This is a genomic window from Mycobacterium yunnanensis, from assembly GCF_025823185.1.
Taxonomy (GTDB): domain Bacteria; phylum Actinomycetota; class Actinomycetes; order Mycobacteriales; family Mycobacteriaceae; genus Mycobacterium; species Mycobacterium yunnanensis.
Genome location: NZ_JACKVK010000001.1, coordinates 473,646 through 490,507, shown reverse-complemented (window position 1 = coordinate 490,507; position 16,862 = coordinate 473,646). Strand labels below are relative to the sequence as shown.

At 68.3% G+C, this 16,862-nt stretch carries 15 protein-coding genes; 9 read left to right on the top strand and 6 right to left on the bottom strand.

Going from position 1 to position 16,862, the window contains the following annotated elements; all coding sequences use genetic code 11:
* Window positions 1-319: 319 nt before the first annotated feature.
* Window positions 320-1,294 carry a 4-(cytidine 5'-diphospho)-2-C-methyl-D-erythritol kinase gene (locus H7K45_RS02535; protein ID WP_263994158.1) on the bottom strand — a complete coding sequence of 325 codons (975 nt, stop codon included), beginning with the start codon at window positions 1,292-1,294 and terminating at the stop codon, window positions 320-322.
* An 84-nt stretch (window positions 1,295-1,378) separates the two neighbouring features.
* On the opposite strand from H7K45_RS02535, the gene H7K45_RS02530 reads away from it, so the two are divergent.
* Both H7K45_RS02530 and H7K45_RS02525 read left to right on the top strand, forming a co-directional pair.
* A complete protein-coding gene (locus H7K45_RS02530; RefSeq protein WP_263994157.1) occupies window positions 1,379-2,164 on the top strand; it encodes a serine/threonine-protein kinase in 786 nt (261 codons plus the stop codon).
* A 97-nt stretch (window positions 2,165-2,261) separates the two neighbouring features.
* Window positions 2,262-3,788 carry an amino acid permease gene (locus H7K45_RS02525; protein WP_263994156.1) on the top strand — a complete coding sequence of 509 codons (1,527 nt, stop codon included), beginning with the start codon at window positions 2,262-2,264 and terminating at the stop codon, window positions 3,786-3,788.
* A 45-nt stretch (window positions 3,789-3,833) separates the two neighbouring features.
* Here H7K45_RS02525 and rsmA read toward each other — a convergent pair whose 3' ends face one another.
* The 3 genes from rsmA to H7K45_RS02510 form a co-directional block, all read right to left on the bottom strand.
* On the bottom strand, window positions 3,834-4,733 hold the full coding sequence (gene rsmA / locus H7K45_RS02520) for a 16S rRNA (adenine(1518)-N(6)/adenine(1519)-N(6))-dimethyltransferase RsmA (protein ID WP_263994252.1): 900 nt from the start codon (window positions 4,731-4,733) through the stop codon (window positions 3,834-3,836).
* The gene (locus tag H7K45_RS02515; RefSeq protein WP_263994155.1) at window positions 4,730-5,857 is read right to left on the bottom strand and encodes a resuscitation-promoting factor; all 1,128 of its coding nucleotides are present in this window, start codon (window positions 5,855-5,857) and stop codon (window positions 4,730-4,732) included. Before H7K45_RS02515 ends, rsmA begins: the two co-directional genes overlap by 4 nt.
* 101 nt (window positions 5,858-5,958) lie before the next feature.
* A complete protein-coding gene (locus H7K45_RS02510; RefSeq protein WP_263994154.1) occupies window positions 5,959-6,813 on the bottom strand; it encodes a TatD family hydrolase in 855 nt (284 codons plus the stop codon).
* Between the two features lie 23 nt (window positions 6,814-6,836).
* On the opposite strand from H7K45_RS02510, the gene metG reads away from it, so the two are divergent.
* The 4 genes from metG to H7K45_RS02490 are packed head-to-tail and all read left to right on the top strand — an operon-like array spanning window position 6,837 to window position 11,783.
* Window positions 6,837-8,384 carry a methionine--tRNA ligase gene (gene metG, locus H7K45_RS02505; protein WP_263994153.1) on the top strand — a complete coding sequence of 516 codons (1,548 nt, stop codon included), beginning with the start codon at window positions 6,837-6,839 and terminating at the stop codon, window positions 8,382-8,384.
* Between the two features lie 49 nt (window positions 8,385-8,433).
* Window positions 8,434-9,606: an NAD(P)/FAD-dependent oxidoreductase gene (locus H7K45_RS02500; RefSeq protein WP_263994152.1), complete on the top strand. Its 1,173-nt coding sequence runs from the start codon at window positions 8,434-8,436 to the stop codon at window positions 9,604-9,606.
* Window positions 9,603-10,493 carry an RNA polymerase sigma-70 factor gene (locus tag H7K45_RS02495; RefSeq protein WP_263994151.1) on the top strand — a complete coding sequence of 297 codons (891 nt, stop codon included), beginning with the start codon at window positions 9,603-9,605 and terminating at the stop codon, window positions 10,491-10,493. The genes H7K45_RS02500 and H7K45_RS02495 overlap by 4 nt, the downstream gene beginning before the upstream one ends.
* A 36-nt stretch (window positions 10,494-10,529) precedes the next feature.
* Window positions 10,530-11,783, top strand: coding sequence for an aminodeoxychorismate synthase component I (locus H7K45_RS02490; RefSeq protein WP_263994150.1), 1,254 nt, complete (start codon window positions 10,530-10,532; stop codon window positions 11,781-11,783).
* Here H7K45_RS02490 and rsmI read toward each other — a convergent pair.
* Entirely contained in the window at window positions 11,739-12,575 is an 837-nt protein-coding gene (gene rsmI / locus H7K45_RS02485; RefSeq protein ID WP_263994149.1) for a 16S rRNA (cytidine(1402)-2'-O)-methyltransferase, read from the bottom strand. The genes H7K45_RS02490 and rsmI overlap by 45 nt on opposite strands.
* A 39-nt stretch (window positions 12,576-12,614) precedes the next feature.
* Here rsmI and H7K45_RS02480 point away from each other — a divergent pair, with 39 nt between their 5' ends.
* Together H7K45_RS02480 and H7K45_RS02475 are read left to right on the top strand one after the other, a co-directional pair.
* Window positions 12,615-14,135 carry a dolichyl-phosphate-mannose--protein mannosyltransferase gene (locus H7K45_RS02480; RefSeq protein WP_372512492.1) on the top strand — a complete coding sequence of 507 codons (1,521 nt, stop codon included), beginning with the start codon at window positions 12,615-12,617 and terminating at the stop codon, window positions 14,133-14,135.
* A gap of 100 nt (window positions 14,136-14,235) precedes the next feature.
* Window positions 14,236-15,096 carry a type IV toxin-antitoxin system AbiEi family antitoxin gene (locus H7K45_RS02475; protein WP_263994147.1) on the top strand — a complete coding sequence of 287 codons (861 nt, stop codon included), beginning with the start codon at window positions 14,236-14,238 and terminating at the stop codon, window positions 15,094-15,096.
* Window positions 15,097-15,146: 50 nt separating this feature from the next.
* Here H7K45_RS02475 and arcA read toward each other — a convergent pair whose 3' ends face one another.
* A complete protein-coding gene (gene arcA / locus H7K45_RS02470) occupies window positions 15,147-16,352 on the bottom strand; it encodes an arginine deiminase (RefSeq protein ID WP_263994146.1) in 1,206 nt (401 codons plus the stop codon).
* Between the two features lie 46 nt (window positions 16,353-16,398).
* Here arcA and soxR point away from each other — a divergent pair, with 46 nt between their 5' ends.
* On the top strand, window positions 16,399-16,830 hold the full coding sequence (soxR, locus tag H7K45_RS02465) for a redox-sensitive transcriptional activator SoxR (RefSeq protein WP_263994145.1): 432 nt from the start codon (window positions 16,399-16,401) through the stop codon (window positions 16,828-16,830).
* Window positions 16,831-16,862: the final 32 nt, after the last annotated feature.

The following is a 16,862-nucleotide window of genomic DNA, read 5'->3' as shown; positions in this document are numbered from 1 at the left end:
GTGGGCACCAGTGTTCGGCGTGAAGCCAATGCGCGCTGTTCCATGTTCCACCCCTACGTGCACGCGTCCCGCGAGGAACGTGCACACGATTGGGGTGCGATTTCGTCTCGAAACGGGTGCGGTGAGGTGCGCTACACCGGGCTGGGCCGCATCGGCACCGCCGCTGCTGGAACGCCCACCGAAGACCTCGGTGGGGAAACTCGTCGCGCCGCACGTGGAGCCGCTCGTCATCACCGCCGATCATCTTAAGAGACTCTTAAGTAACTACCAAACTTCTGGCGCGATTGAGGCGTGGGTCACACCCGGGGGTCACCCGTCGTCATGCCGTCGGCGGCGGCGTTGGCACCACGCGAGCGCCCGGCACCGGACCGCTGGCGGCGCGAACCGTGCGACACACACCCTCCCCGGCGAGCTGAACGCCTACGTCGACCGCCGCCGAGGCCGTCGGACAGAGAAAGGCGCACGTCGGCCCCGAACCGGACACGATGCCCGCCAGGGCGCCCGCGTCGACGCCGGCCCGCAGCGTCCGGCGCAACCCAGGGTCGAGATTGAGCGCCGCAGGCTGCAGGTCGTTGCCGAGCAGCGGGGCCAGCTGATGGGGGTCACCGGAGGCCAGCGCGGCCAGCAGCAGTTCGGGGTCCTCCAGCCGTGGCGGTTGAACCACGGCGTCGTCGGCCCTGAGCCGGTCGATCTCGGCGAACACCTTCGGGGTGGACAATCCCCCGTCGGCGAACGCCAACACCCAGTGAAAGGTGTTGCGGGACAACACAGTCGCCAGCTGTTCACCGCGGCCGGTACCCAGCGCGGTACCGCCGTGCAGAGCGAAGGGCACGTCACTGCCCAGCTCGGCTCCCAGGGCGTGCAGATCCCGCCGCGGCACGCCGAGCTCCCACAGCGCGTTCATCGCGACCAGCACCGCGGCGGCGTCCGCGCTGCCCCCGGCCATACCGCCCGCCACGGGAATCGACTTCTCCAGGACGATGGACACATCCGGTTCCCGACCGACGTGCGACGCCATCAACTCCGCGGCGCGCCACGCCAAGTTGCGATGGTCCAGCGGAAGTGACGCCCCCTGGTCACCGGGCCCGTCCCCCGACAACTCCAGCGACAGCACGTCCGCGTTGCGGACGGTGATCTCGTCGAACAGCGAGACGGCGTGGAACACCGTGGTGAGTTCGTGATAGCCGTCGTCACGCAGATCGCCGACCGCGAGGTACAGGTTGACCTTGCCCGGCACGCGTACCGTCACCGACTTCGTCGAGACCCATTCGGCAGCTGCATCGGACCGGGGCACGCACCGAACAGTAACGAAGCCCGCCGGAAAGGGAAGCCGCGAGATCGGTGAATGTTGGCGGGTTCTGCGAGAATGCCGTCAACGATGGACGCTCTCGGGGACTACGTGATCGACGCCGAGGTCGGGCGCGGCGGCTCCGCCGTGGTCTACCGGGCCCACCACGCGTCGGATTCCACCGGGCCGGTAGCCCTGAAGGTGCTCGACGCGCACCACCGGGACGACGTCCACGTGACCCGGTTGCGACGGGAGTTCGACTTCGCCAAGGCTGCCGAGCACCCGCACGTGGTGACGGTCTACGACTGCGGCCCCGGGTGGCTGTCCATGCAGTTGATCACCGGCGGCACGGCGACGAACCTGCCCAGCCGCGAGCTTCGTCTGAGCGCCCTCGCGCAGATCGCCGACGCACTCGACCACGTCCACGCCCTCGGCATCGTGCACTGCGACGTCAAGCCGACCAACATCCTTGTCTCCGAACCGTTCTCCCCTGCCGGAGCCATCCTCGTCGACTTCGGCATCGCGCGCTCGCTGGCGCACGAGGGCACCCACCAGATGACGCACGTCGAGGCTTCCCTGCCCTATGCCGCACCCGAGGTACTGCACGGACACCCGCCCTCGGCCGCGTCCGACGAGTACGCGCTGGCCTGCACGACCGTCGAACTGCTCCTGGGGGCACCACCGTTTCACACGCACACCGCGATGGCGTTGGTCGACGCCCACCTCAACAGCCCGGTACCCAAGTACTCCCACCGCGTCGAGTGGGTCCCGCGGGCCTTCGACTCCATTCTCGCCAAGGCGATGGCCAAGTCCCCCGATCTGCGCTATCAGTCGTGCGCGGAGTTCATTTCGCTGGTCACGCGCGCAATTGGGTGAGCGGACCCCAAAGTTCGACCACCCGCCGCCGCGTTCCGTTACAGACTTTTTACCGCTCTCTGCTACACCCTCGGGCACGGAGGGCTAGCTTCGACAAATGACCACCGAATCTCAGAGCGCATACGACAATTCCGCGCTCGCACATGAAGAAGAGGGCTACGAGAAGGGGCTCAAACCCCGACAGGTGCAGATGATCGCCATCGGTGGCGCGATAGGCACGGGGTTGTTCATGGGTGCCGGCGGCCGTCTCGCGAGCGCCGGGCCAGGCCTGTTCATCGTGTACGCCGTCTGCGGCGTGTTCGTCTTCTTCATCCTGCGAGCCCTCGGCGAACTCGTGCTGCACCGTCCGTCGTCGGGCTCATTCGTGTCCTACGCGCGCGAATTCCTCGGCGAGAAAGCCGCTTACGTCGCCGGCTGGATGTACTTCTTCAACTGGGCGTGTACCTCGATCGTCGACGTCACCGCCATCGCCCTCTACATGCACTACTGGGGCACCTTCGGTGCGATACCGCAGTGGCTGATCGCCCTCATCGCGCTGGTGATCGTGTTGACCATCAACATGATCTCGGTCAAGTGGTTCGGCGAGATGGAGTTCTGGGCGGCGCTGATCAAGGTCGTCGCGCTCGTCACGTTCCTCGTCGTGGGCATCGTGTTCCTCGCCGGCCGCTTCAAGGTCGAGGGCGCCAGCACCGGCCCGTCGGTGATCGCCGACAACGGCGGCATCCTGCCCAACGGCGTCCTCGCCTTGGTCGTGATCACCTCGGGCGTCATCTTCGCCTACGCCGCAGTCGAATTGGTGGGCACGGCGGCGGGCGAGACCGAGAATCCGGCCAAGATCATGCCGCGGGCCATCAACTCCGTGATCTTCCGGATCGCCATCTTCTACGTCGGCTCCCTGGTCCTGTTGGCCCTGCTGCTGCCGTACACCGCCTACAAGCAGGGCACCAGCCCGTTCGTGACGTTCTTCTCCAGCATCGGCGTTCCGGCGGCGGGCGACATCATGAACTTCGTGGTGCTGACGGCGGCGTTGTCGAGCCTCAACGCCGGGCTGTATTCGACCGGCCGCATCCTGCGGTCGATGTCGATGAACGGCAGCGCGCCGAAGTTCACCGCCAAGATGTCCAAGAAGGGCGTCCCGTGGGCGGGTATCGCCCTGACGGCGTGCTTCACCGTCGTCGGCGTCTTCCTCAACCTGGTCGTGCCGGCCGAGGCGTTCAACATCGCGCTCGACCTGTCGGCGCTGGGCATCATCGCGTCGTGGGCCACCATCGTGATCTGCCAGATTCAGATGTACCGCTGGTCGCAGAAGGGCATCCTGGAGCGGCCCAGCTTCCGGCTGTTCGGCACCCCGTACACAAGCTACGCCACCCTGCTGTTCCTGGCGGCGGTCACGGTGTTGATGTGCATCGAGAACTACTGGAACGCCGTCGCGTTGGTGATCATCGTGCCCGCGCTGATCGGCGGCTGGTACGCCGTGCGCAGCCGGGTGCTGGCGGTGGCTCAGGAACGCGTTGGCATCACCGGCAACTACCCGATCTATGCGGAGACCCCGCTGCAGGACGAATTCCGGGCAAAGGACGCCCGGGCGCGCGACGCTGCCAAGGCCAAGAAGGACGGCGAGTAGGTCTAACGGCGGACGACGTCCGCGTGTGCTGAGCGCTCAGGCGCCTCAGTACACGCGGACGTTCGGCTGCCGGGGTGCGGTCTCGACCTGACCCGACCGCTGAAGCAGCCGGACGAAGTCGGCGATGCCGAGCGTTTCACCGCGCCGAGCCGGGTCGATGCTCGCCGACAGCAGACGCTCGGCGGACTCGTTGCCGGAACCGGCCCACTCCGCGAACGCGTTGCGGGAGGTCTTGCGACGTTGTGCGAAGGCGATGTCGATGAGCTCGAACACCTGCTTGCGGAAACCGTCCTCGACCGGCCAGGGCGACGTCTCGTAGCGGTCGATGCGGACCAGTCCGGAGTAGACGCGCGGAATCGGCCAGAAGACCGTCGGCGACACCGTGCCGTGGCGGCGGACATTGCCGTAGAAGCGCACCTTCGCGCTCGGCACGCCGTAGTCCTTGCCACCAGGCTCGGCCGCGAGACGTTCGGCGACCTCGAGCTGGACCATCACCATGACGGTCCGAATGGTCGGGAACTGCGCGAGCAGGTGCAGCAGCGCGGGTACCGCGACGTTGTACGGAAGGTTCGCCACGACTGCGGTCGGCTGATCCTCCACGTCGGCGGGCATCAAGTCCAGGACGTCCTTGTTGATGACGACCAGTCTGTTGATCTCGCTGTGGGAGTGGTCGGCGACAGTCTTCGGTAGTTGACGCGCCAGAACGGGGTCGATCTCGACCGCGGTCACCTTGGAGCCGCGATCGAGCAATGCCAGGGTCAACGAACCGAGGCCGGGCCCCACTTCGAGCACCACGTCATTGCGGTTCACCCCCGACGCCGACACGATCCGACGCACGGTGTTGGCGTCGTGGACGAAGTTCTGTCCAAACGCCTTCCGGGGCCGGAACTCGAGTTCCTTTGCCAGATGCCTTATCTCGGTCCGCCCGAGTAGCCGAATCGTCAGCGCACACCCAACCTTCCACTACACACGGGCCACGCACCCCAACCCTGGCGCGCCCGAGTGACCTCAGCAATCGCGATCTGCTCTTCCCTTGAAGCGAGATCAGCCCGCTGAGCATACCGCAAACCCCCGTTGCGCTCCCATGTGTTTTGGTCGAATTGCACTCCACCGTAGAAACCGTTACCGGTGTTTATAGCCCAATTACCTCCGGCTTCACATCGTGAAAGGGCGTCCCAGGTCGTTCCCTGTGACACCGGAGGCACCTCGGTTCCGGGCTTCGCGCCGACGCGAATCTTGCCGTCGCGGGCCGGAACGATGACGACATTGGCTACTGGCAGCCTGCCCGTCTCCACCCCGTTGACGGTCGCGACGGCGTACGTGACGTCCTGAATGCCCGGGGTTCCCGGGTCGTCGACGACCTGCCTGCTCATGTTCATCGTCACGTCCTGGACCACGTCGTTCACGGGTACGAGGGGTACCCGCTCGGTGGATCGGGACACCCGGACGCGGGTTACCTGAATCTGCATTCCGTCCGAGACCGGCGAGTTGGCCGCCGGCACGACGGTGTCGCTCTGTTGCAGGGGTTTGCCCGCGGCCTCGAGGAAGCCAGCCACGTTTGCCGCCGCCACGCGCACGGTGCTGATCACGCCGCCATCGTCGATTTGCGCGGTGCGCGCACCCACCACCGGCAGCGACATTCCCTCCAGCGGCACCCGGCTGCCGCGGGAGGCGGCGGCGGGCGCGGTGTCGGCCATCGACAGCTGAGCGAGCGCCCCCTGCACCGTGGAGGCGGTCGTCCAGACCTCGCGGCTGTCGCGACCGTCCAGTGAGATCTGCAGCGGACGGCTCCTGCGGAGCACGATCGTCTCGGACTGCTCGACGGGCTCGTCCGCCGCGGGGTACAGGTCGTCGCGGTCGCCCACCGAGAACCCGTTCTCTTGGACGACGTCGATGACGTGCGACTTCATGGTCGAGACCGTCATCGACGTGCCGTCGACGGTGAGCGTGACGGTCTTGTGAGTGCCGACGGCGTATCCACCGGCGAAGGTCAGGGCGACCAGCAGGCCGCCGACCAGGAGCCGCAGGTGCGGCGAACGCGCTTCATGAAGCCTGTGCAAGTAGTTCAACGTTGACTTTCCCGACTATCGGATCGGCGACAGGGAATTACGCGGCCGACCACGTTCATCACAGGACGGTAACGAAGTCCCATGGGGGCGGCAACCCGCGTTCAGCTGCGCATTTCGTACGTCCGACGAGCATTCTCCCACGTCTCGCGAGCGAGGTCCTCCGCCGGGCGGCCCACGACCTCGGCCAACGCCCGGACGGTGTACGGCAGACAGTACGACTCATTCGGTGCACCGCGGAACGGATGCGGCGTGAGAAAGGGCGCGTCGGTCTCGACGAGGAGCTGATCCGGCGGGATCAACGCCGCCGCCTCTCGAAGTTCGCCGGCGTTGCGAAAGCTCACCGTCCCCGACAGGCTCAGCAGCCATCCGGCGTCCAGACACGTGCGCGCCATCTCCGGCCCCGAGGAGAAGCAGTGGAAGATGACGGACTCCGGCGCACCCTCGGCGGCCAACACCTCGAGCACCGCGGCGTCGGCGTCCCGGTTGTGGATCATCAGCGGCTTGCCAGTGCGCTTGGCGAGGTCGACGTGCCAGGCGAACGCCTCCCGCTGCTCGGCAGGCTCGGCGCAACCGTCGAGCTTGCCTGGCCAGTAGAGATCCATGCCCGTCTCGCCGATGGCGACGACGCGGGGGTGGGTGGCGAGATCTTCGAGCTCGGCGCGAGCGGACTCGGTGAGCGCGTTGGCACGCGTCGGGTGCAGGGCCACCGCGGCGTACACACGGGAATCCCAGTCCGCCGCGCGAACCGCCCACCGGGCGGACTCCAGATCGTCGGCGATCGTGACGACCGCCGTGACGCCGACCGCCTCGGCCCGGTCGAGGATGGCGTGCACGTCGTCGGCGTCGGAGGCTCCGCAGGCGTCGAGGTGGGTGTGGGCGTCGACCAGGGGAACGAGCGGCTCGGGAGCGGGTGGCCGCTCGCGCTGCCGTCGGCCCTCGTGGGGGTGAGAACTCACACCACACAATAAGGTGAGTCCAAATGAAAGAGCCCTTCTACATCACGACGGCCATCGACTACCCCAACGGTGCGCCGCACATCGGTCACGCCTACGAGAAGACCGCGGCCGACGCGATCGCACGGTTCAAGCGGCTCGACGGGTACGACGTCCGGTTCCTCACCGGAACCGACGTCCACGGTCTGAAGATGGCGCAGACCGCCGAGCGGGAGGGCGTGCCGACCGCCGAGCTGGCGTTGCGCAACTCCGACACGTTCCAGGCCATGCAGGAGCGGCTCGGGGTCTCCTTCGACCGGTTCATCCGCACCAGCGACGCCGACCACCTGGAGGCGTCGGCCGCCATCTGGAATCGGATGAACGCCGCCGGCGACATCTATCTCGACTCGTACTCGGGGTGGTATTCCGTGCGCGACGAGCGGTTCTTCGCCGACGACGAACTCGAGGAGCGCGCCGACGGCATACGGTACTCGATCGAGACCGGGACTCCCGTGACGTGGACCGAGGAGCAGACCTACTTCTTCCGGCTGTCGGCCTACACCGACCGGCTGCTCGCCCACTACGAGGCCCATCCCGAGTTCATCGGTCCGGACGTCCGGCGCAACGAGGTCGTCAGCTTCGTCTCCGGCGGCCTTCGCGACCTGTCGATCTCGCGCACCACGTTCGACTGGGGCGTGCCCGTGCCCGATCATCCCGACCACGTGATGTACGTCTGGGTCGACGCGTTGACCAACTACCTTACCGGCGTGGGATTCCCCGACGCCGACTCCGAGTCCTTCCGGCGGTATTGGCCCGCCAACCTGCACATGATCGGCAAGGACATCATCCGGTTCCACGCGGTCTACTGGCCCGCCTTCCTCATGTCGGCCGGACTCGAGCTGCCCCGAAGGGTGTTCGCCCACGGGTTCATCAACGTCCGCGGCGAGAAGATGAGCAAGTCGGTCGGCAACGTCGTCGACCCGATCGCCCTGGTCGACGAGTTCGGCGTCGACGCGGTGCGCTACTTCCTGCTACGCGAGGTGCCGTTCGGTCAGGACGGCAGCTACAGCGAGGAATCCATCATCGGCCGGATCAACGCCGACCTGGCCAACGAGTTGGGCAACCTGGCGCAGCGGTCGCTGTCGATGGTCGACAAGAACCTGGACGCTCAGGTGCCCCAACCGGGTGAGTTCACCCCCGAGGACCGCGAACTGCTGGCCCTGGCCGACGGATTGCTGGCCCAGGTGCGCAGTCACTTCGACGTGCCCGCCATGCATCTGGCGCTCGAAGCCATCTGGTTGATGCTCGGCGCCGCCAACCGGTACTTCTCCGGCCAGGAGCCGTGGGTGCTGCGCAAGTCCGAGGCGGCAGCCGACCAGGAACGCTTCGCCACCGTGCTCTACACGACGCTGGAGGCGGTCCGCATCGCGGCGCTGCTGGTGCAGCCGGTGATGCCCACCTCGGCGGCCAAGCTCCTCGACCTGCTCGGACAGCCCGCCGACCAACGGGACTTCACCGCGGTCGGCACCCGCCTGGTGCCAGGGACGCCGCTGCCGAAGCCAGAGGGCGTGTTCCCCCGGTATCAGGTGCCGTGATCTGAGGCACGCCATGTCACACTTCCGTCGTCGGAGGTGTCTCGATGGCATGAACACACACGAGCACGCCACGAGAGTCGTCGTCGTCGGCGGCGGGTACGCCGGCGTCCAGGCCGCCAACCGCCTCCAGGTCGACGGCGACGTCTCCGTCACCCTGGTCAACCCCAGGCCTCAGTTCGTCGAGCGGATCCGGTTGCACCAGTACGTCACCGAGTCCGACGACGCCGTGGTGGACTTCGCCGACGTGCTGTCCGGCGACGTCCGCCTGGTGGTCGACACCGCCGAACTCGTCGACCCGGCGGCGCGGACGGTGACGCTGGCCTCGGGCGAGGTCCTCGACTACGACTACCTCGTCTACGCCCTCGGCAGCACCGGCGCCGCGGCGACGGTGCCCGGCGCCGCCGAATTCGCCTATCCCATCGCCGAATTCGAGCACGCCGAGCCGTTGCGCGCGGCGTTGGCCACGGTGCACCCCGCCGCCCCCGTCGTGGTGGTGGGCGGCGGTCCGACGGGTCTCGAGGTCGCCGCCGAATTGGCCGACGGCGGCCAAGCCGTGACGCTCGTCTGCGGGAGCGTCCTCGGCCCGTACTTCGGTGAGCCCACCCGCCGCGCGGTGACCAGACGGATGCGTCGGCTCGGAGTCACCGTCGTCGCCGGCGCGGGTGCCACGGTCACCGAGGTGCGGCGGGACTCGGTGGTGCTGGCCGACGGCCGCGAACTGCCCAGCGTCGTCACCGTCTGGACAGCCGGCTTCGGCGTGCCCGACCTCGCGGCGCGCAGCGGCCTCGCCACCGACGAGATCGGCCGCCTGCTCACCGACGAAACGCTCACCAGCGTCGACGATTCGCGGGTGGTCGGCGCGGGGGACGCGGTGGCACCGTCGAACGCTCCACTGAGGATGAGTTGCCAGGCCGCGATCCCGCTGGGCGCCCAGGCCGCCAACACCATCCTGAGCCGCATCGCCGGCGACGAGCCCGCCCCGGTCGACCAGGCCTTCACCGGCCAGTGCGTCAGCCTGGGCCGCAAGGCCGGAGTGATCCAGATCGCCCACCTCGACGACCGACCCACGCGGGTGTTCCTCGGCGGCCGGGTCGCGGCGTCGATCAAGGAGGCCGTCTGCAAGGGCACGGTGTGGCAGCTGGGCGTCGAGGCCCGAAAGCCGGGTTCGTACTTCTGGCTCAAGGGCGGCAAGCGGGCCGAGCACGTGGCGGCGGTCCGGTGACCACCAGCGAGCACGCCGACCGGTTCACCAGTCTGCGACCGCTGCTGTTCACCATCGCCTACGAGATCCTGGGTACGGCAACCGAATCCGACGACGTGCTCCAGGAGAGCTACCTCCGCTGGGCCGAGGTGGACCTGTCGACCGTCCGCGACACCAAGGCCTACCTTGCGCAGCTCGTCACCCGCCAAGCGCTCAACGCCATACGCGCACAGTCGCGTCGGCGCGAGGAGTACGTCGGCCCGTGGCTTCCCGAGCCCCTGCTCGTCGACGCCGCGGACGCGTCGACCGACGTCGTCCTCGCCGAATCGGTGTCGATGGCGATGATGGTGGTGCTGGAGACGCTGAGCCCAGACGAGCGGGCGGTGTTCGTGCTGCGCGAGGTCTTCGGCTTCGGCCACGACGAGATCGCCGAGACGCTGAGCAAGTCGACCGCGGCGGTGCGGCAGATGGCCCATCGCGCCCGCGAGCACGTGCATTCCCGCCGCCGACGCTTCGAGCCCGTCGACCCGAAGCAGTCGCTCGAGATCACCGCGCAGTTCTTCGCGACCGCCTCAACCGGTGACGTGGACGCGCTGATCTCGATGCTGGCCCCCGACGTGGTCTGGACTGCCGACAGCGACGGCAAGGCCAGTGCCGCCCGCCGACCCGTCGAGGGCGCGGACAGGGTCGCCCGCCTGATCCTCGGATTGCTTCGCTTCACCGCCGAGGGCGGTCGGGCCGAGCCCGCCTTCTACAACGGCGCACCCGCTCTGGTGCTCTACCGCGACGACACCCTGGAGGGCGTCGTCGCCGTCGAGATCACCGACGGACTGATCACGCACTTCTACGCGATGCGCAACCCGGCGAAGCTGGGCGGGGTGACGGTACGACGGGAGATCGCGCGCTAGCTGTGACGCCTCGGCAAGGCATGACAGGGTGTGGCGGTGCGGATCGAGCGGCTGACCTCGACCCGCAGCGCCCCGGAGGTGCTGCGGTGTCTGGCCGCTGCGACGACGCGCCTCGGCCTGCCTCCCCCGGCGGCGTTGACCGGTGACTGGTTCGGCTCCCGGGCGGTCATCGCGCCCAGCGTCGCAGTCGAACCCGTCGACCCGTCCGGCGTCTTCGACGTCGGCCCCGCGGCCGGATCGGACGCCGTCGGCGGCGGGTGGATCGGCTACCTGTCCTACCCCGATCCCGGGCGTGACGGTGCCGCCCCACGCATCCCCGAGGCGGCGGGCGGCTGGACCGATCACGTCGTGCGTCTCGACGCCGACGGGATCTGGTGGTACGAAAGCGTTTCCGGGGCGGCCGCACCCGAATGGCTGCTCGACGCACTGGTCGTCGACCCGCCACCGTCGCGGTGTCACGTCGAGTGGGGTGCGGCCGACCGCGACGCCCATCGCGAAGGCGTGCTCGCCTGCTTGGCGGCGATCGCCGCCGGCGAGGTGTACCAGGCCTGCGTCTGCACCCAACTCGTCGGAACGGTGACGGGATCGCCGGTCGACTTCTTCGCCGACGCCGTCGCCCGCACGTCACCTGCCCGGGCGGCGTTCGTCGGGGGTGACTGGGGTGCAGTGGTCTCTCTCTCGCCGGAGCTGTTCCTACGCCGGGTCGGCGCGACCGTGACGTCGAGTCCGATCAAGGGCACCCTGCCGTTGACCGAATCGCCGTCAACTCTTCGAGATTCGGTCAAGGACGTAGCCGAGAACGTGATGATCGTCGACCTCGTCCGCAACGACCTCGGCCGCATCGCCGTCACGGGTTCGGTGACGGTGCCCGAATTGTTGGTGGTGCGACGAGCCCCGGGCGTGTGGCATCTGGTGTCGACGGTCGCGGCGCGGGTCGACCCCGACCTCCCGATGTCCGCCCTCCTCGACGCGACGTTTCCACCGGCGTCGGTGACGGGCACGCCCAAGGCCCGCGCCCGTGAGCTGTTGCGCACCTGGGAGCCGGTGCGACGCGGAATCTATTGCGGCACCGTCGGATTGGCATCACCGATCGCGGGCACCGAACTCAACGTCGCCATCCGGACGGTCGAGTTCGACGGCACGGGGGGTGCGGTCCTCGGGGTCGGCGGGGGCATCACGGCCGATTCGGATCCCGACGGCGAGTGGGCGGAATGCCTTCACAAGGCGGCACCCGTGGTGAACGGTTCAGTCGCGGGCGCGCAGCACCGCGTCGTAGAGCTCGCGCCGTGACGGCGCCCCTGGGTTCTCGGCGATCACCTCCGCGCACGCGTCCTTGACCCTGGCGCCGGCCTCGACCAAGTCGTTGACCTCGGCCACCAGCGTGTCCAGGTCGGCGATCGGCTCGGCGCCGGCCACGACGACGGTGATCTCGCCGAGCACGCCGTCGGCGGCCCAGGCGGCGAGCTCCGCCAGGGTGCCGCGCTTGACCTCTTCGTGGGTCTTGGTCAGTTCACGGCAGACGACCGCACGTCGGTCGGGCCCCAACCGGTCGACGGCGTCGTCGAGACACTCGGCGAGCCGGCGCGGGGACTCGAAGAACACGCAGGTGCGGCGCTCACCGGCGAGCGTGGCCAGCCACGTCGACCTCGCGGAGTGCTTGCGGGGCGCGAAGCCCTCGAAGCAGAACCGGTCCGACGGCAGGCCCGAGACCGCCAGCGCCGTCGTCACCGCCGAGGGGCCCGGCAGACAGCTGACGGTCAGACCGGCCGCCGCGCATGCGGCCACCAGCCGGTAGCCGGGGTCGCTGATCAACGGCATGCCGGCGTCGCTGACCACCAGCACCGTCGCACCCTCGGCGATCTCCTCGACCAGCCACGGCACCCTGGCCGCCTCGTTCTGGTCGAAGAAGCTGACCACCTTCCCCTGGGGGACGACGTCGAGGCTTTGAGCCAGCGTCCGGATGCGGCGGGTGTCCTCGGCGGCGACCACGTCGGCGGTGCCCAGCGCCTCGACCAGGCGGGCGGAGGCGTCGCCAGCCTGGCCCAACGGCGTGGCGGCCAGTAGCAGTCGACCGGGTGTCACACCGAACAGAATACGATCGCTGACGTGACCGCCCCGCCCATCGACCGCGAGCAGCCGGTACCGGTCGTCAGCCCGGGCCCACTGGTCCCCCTCGGCGACTTCGGTCCGCTGGATCGCGCTCAGGGCTGGGCGATGACGTCGGTCGTCATGGCTCTGGCCGCGCTGACCAGGTTCCTCAACCTGGGTTCGCCCACCGACGGCGGCACCCCGATCTTCGACGAGAAGCACTACGCACCGCAGGCCTGGCAAATGTTGGGCAACCACGGGGTGGAGGACAACCCCGGGTACGGGCTGGTGGTACACCCGCCGGTCGGCAAGGAACTGCTGGCCATCGGTGAGGCCATCTTCGACTACGACGGGCTGGGCTGGCGGTTCTCCGGTGCGGTGTGTGGCGTCGTGCTGGTGGTGCTGGTGGCCCGCATCACGCGGCGGATCACCCGGTCGACGATGATCGGCGGCATCGCGGGCCTGCTGCTCGTCGCCGACGGCGTCAGCTTCGTCACCGCCCGCACCGCCCTGCTGGACATCTTCCTGGTGGTGTTCGTCGTCGCGGCCTTCGGTGCGTTGATGGTCGACCGCGACCAGATGCGCGAGCGGATGCACGTCGCCCAGTTCGAGGGCCGCATCGCCGAGACCCCGTGGGGACCGCGCCTCGGAGTGCGGTGGTGGCGGTTCGGCGCCGGGGTGCTGCTGGGCCTGGCGGTCGGCACGAAGTGGTCGGGGCTGTACTTCGTCCTCTTCTTCGGCGTGATGACGTTGGCGTTCGACGTGAGCGCGCGCCGCCAATACCGCGTCCCCCGGCCCTGGCTGGGCACGCTGCGGCGAGACGTCGGGCCGGCGGTGTACGTCTTCGGCCTCATTCCGCTCGCGGTCTACCTCGCGTCGTATGCACCGTGGTTCGCCTCCGAGACGGGCATCGACCGACACGAGGAGGGCCAGTCGTTCGCCGAGGGCGGCCTGCTGCCCGACGCGATCCGGTCGCTGTGGCACTTCACCTACGGCGCGTTCACCTTCCACTCCGGGTTGACGAACGCGGCGGGCAACCACCATCCGTGGGAGTCCAAGCCGTGGACGTGGCCGATGTCGCTGCGGCCGGTGCTCTACGCGATCGACCAGGACGGCGTGGCGGGCTGCGGCGCGCAGTCGTGCGTCAAGGCCGTGATGCTGGTGGGGACGCCGGCGATGTGGTTCCTCGCGGTGCCCATCCTGGTGTGGGCGGTGTGGAAGTCCTTCGTAAAACGCGACTGGCGGTACGCGGTGGCGCTGACCGGATACTGCGCGGGCTTCCTGCCGTGGTTCGCCGACATCGACCGGCAGATGTACTTCTTCTACGCCGCGCCGATGGCCCCCTTCATGGTGATGATGATCGCGCTGATCCTCGGTGACGTGCTCTACGCGCCGCGGCAGAACGCCGAGCGACGCACGCTGGGCCTGTTGGTCGTGTGCTTCTACGTGGCGGCGGTGATCACCAACTTCGCGTGGATGTATCCGATCCTGACGGGCCTGCCGATCTCGCAGGCGACCTGGCACATGCAGATCTGGCTGCCCAGCTGGCGTTGACGTCTGCGCATTTGGTCGCACTTTTGAGTTATCCACAACCCTCAGTGCAATCTCGACGGCAGGGCGCCGATTTGTCGTAGGACGTACCCACCATCGCGGCATGGACGAAGTCTTCGTCGGCAGCGAACGGTTGGCCTCCGGGCGACTCACACGCGGCCAACTGCGGTGGAACTACGCGCCACTCTTTCCCGGCGTCTACGCGCCGAAGTCGACGGCGGCGTCCCTGCGGGCGCGCACCGTCGGCGCCTGGTTGTGGTCTGGTCGGGACGGCATCGTCGCCGGCCGTGCGGCTGCCGCCATACACGGAGCGCAGTGGATCCGCGCAGACACCCCGATCGAGCTGATCGCCCGCCGAGACCGCTCGCCCACCGGAATCATCGCGCGAAACGAGCGCATCGACTCCGATGAGGTCATGGCGGTTGGCGGACTACTCGTCACCACACCCGCACGCACCGCCGCCGACCTGGCGCGGCATCTCCGACGCGACGAGGCGGTTCGGCATTTGGATGCCCTCGCCGCCGCGACCCATCTATCGGCCGATGACGCTCTGGCCCTTCTCACCCGTCATCCGCGCGCCCGCGGCCTCAGGCGGGCGCCAACAGCCATCGGCCTCATGGACCCGGGTGGCCAATCTCCGAAGGAGACCTGGCTGCGACTGCTCTACTGTGACGCCGGCTTCCCACGACCTACCACGCAGATACCGGTGACCGACGGGGTCTATAAGGCCGTCCTCGACATGGGTTGGGAAGACATCCTGGTTGCCGCCGACTTTGACGGCTCTCAGCATCTCACCGACCGCAAACGCTACGTCCACGACATCGGGCGCAACGAAATGGTTGCGCGCCAAGGCTGGTTCGACCTGCACGTCGTCGCGGAGCACTCCCGCGCGTACATCGTCAGACGAACGGCGGATGCCTTCGCGCAACGCGGCCGACCGTTGAGACTGCGTCGACGGTCGTGATCACCGAGGAATCACGACCCTGGACGCAGTTTCAACGCGCGCGCGGAAAGCTACAGCGGGTCGCGGGCGACCGGACACGACATACAGCGCGGGCCGCCACGCCCGGTACCCAGCTCCGAAGCCGAGATCGGCAACACCTCGACGCCCGAATCGGCAAGGCGGGCATTGGTTTCGGTGTTGCGCTCGTAGGCCACCACCACGCCGGGCGCCAACGCCAGGGTGTTGTTGCCGTCATCCCACTGCTCACGCTCGGCGGTCACGGGGTCGAGGCCCGTGTCGATCACCCGCAGCTTGCCGATCCCCATGGCGTCGGCCGCAGCCTCGACGAACGGTGCCGCGCTGGCGATCGACACACCATCGGACTTCTGCCGAATGGTGAACGCCGACAACGAATCCACGATGTTCGGGTACATCACCACGGCGTCCACATCGACCATCGTGCACACCGTGTCGAGGTGCATCTGCGCGCGCTCCTGAGCGATCGGCACGGCCAGTACGGTGTGCGCTAAACCGTCGTCGAACAGGCTGCGCGCCAACGCCTCGGCACCTGCCGGCGTGGTCCGCTCCCCCACGCCGACGGCCACGACGCCAGGCGCCAGCAGCAGCACGTCGCCGCCCTCGACGGGAGCCGACCGCGACTCGTATGCCCGCCGCACCCCGAGGAACCGCGGGTGGTGGGCATAGATCAGATCGGTCAGCGACGTCTCCCGGATACGCGCGGGCAGCGCCAGCGACGTGATGGCCACCCGCGGCCCGATCCAGAACGACGAGTCGCGGGTGAACAACAGATTCGGCAGCGGTTCGATGACGAAGTCGGCGTCGTGATGCATGCGCTGCACCAACGACAGCTCGCCACCGAGGAACGGGAGTTCGTTGAACGTCATGCCCGCCATGAGGATTCGCGCCAGCGGCTCGACCTCGAGGGTGCGAAGGTAAGCCGAGAGCTCTTGGGCCAGCGGCAAACCCAGTCGCCTGCTGTCCACGGCCGCGGCGATGCCCTGCATCCTCGCCGCACCACTGGCCAGCGCCTCGGTCAGCAGGTCCGCCAGCAGAAGCACCTCGACGCCGCGAGATCGCAACAGCGCGGCGAACGCATCGTGTTCCTCCTGCGCCCGCGCCACCCACGGCATCCCGTCGAACAGCAGCCGGTCGTTGTTGCGCGGGGTGAGGCGCTGAAGTTCGGGCCCAGGACGGTGCAGGATGACCACACGCAGCGGTCCCACCTCAGAATTCGCGCCCAGCGTCGTGGCTGTCATGGCTAGCACCGTAACGCGAATCCTCACCCCAACTATTGTTTAGGTCATGGACGTGGTCGAGTTGACCCCCGGCGAGTTGAGCCAGCGCAGCGGCGTCGCGGTCTCCGCCCTGCACTTCTACGAGCGCGAGGGCCTGATCGTCAGCAGACGCACGTCGGGCAACCAACGCCGCTACGCGCGCGAGACCCTGCGCCGGGTGGCGTTCATCCGGATGTCGCAGCGCCTGGGCATACCGCTGGCACGCATCCGGGAGGCCCTGTCCACCTTGCCGGCCGACCGCGTCCCCACCAGCAAGGACTGGGCCCGACTCTCGGCTGGCTGGCGGGCCGATCTCGACCAGCGGATCCTGCACCTGCAGCGCCTGCGCGACAACCTCGCCGGCTGCATCGGCTGCGGCTGTCTCAGCTTGAAGACCTGTCTGCTGACCAACCCGGGCGACGTCCTCGCCAGCAGCGGACCCGGCGCCGTCAAGCTGTAGATTCGAACGGGTGTGCGATAACCTGGAGGGCG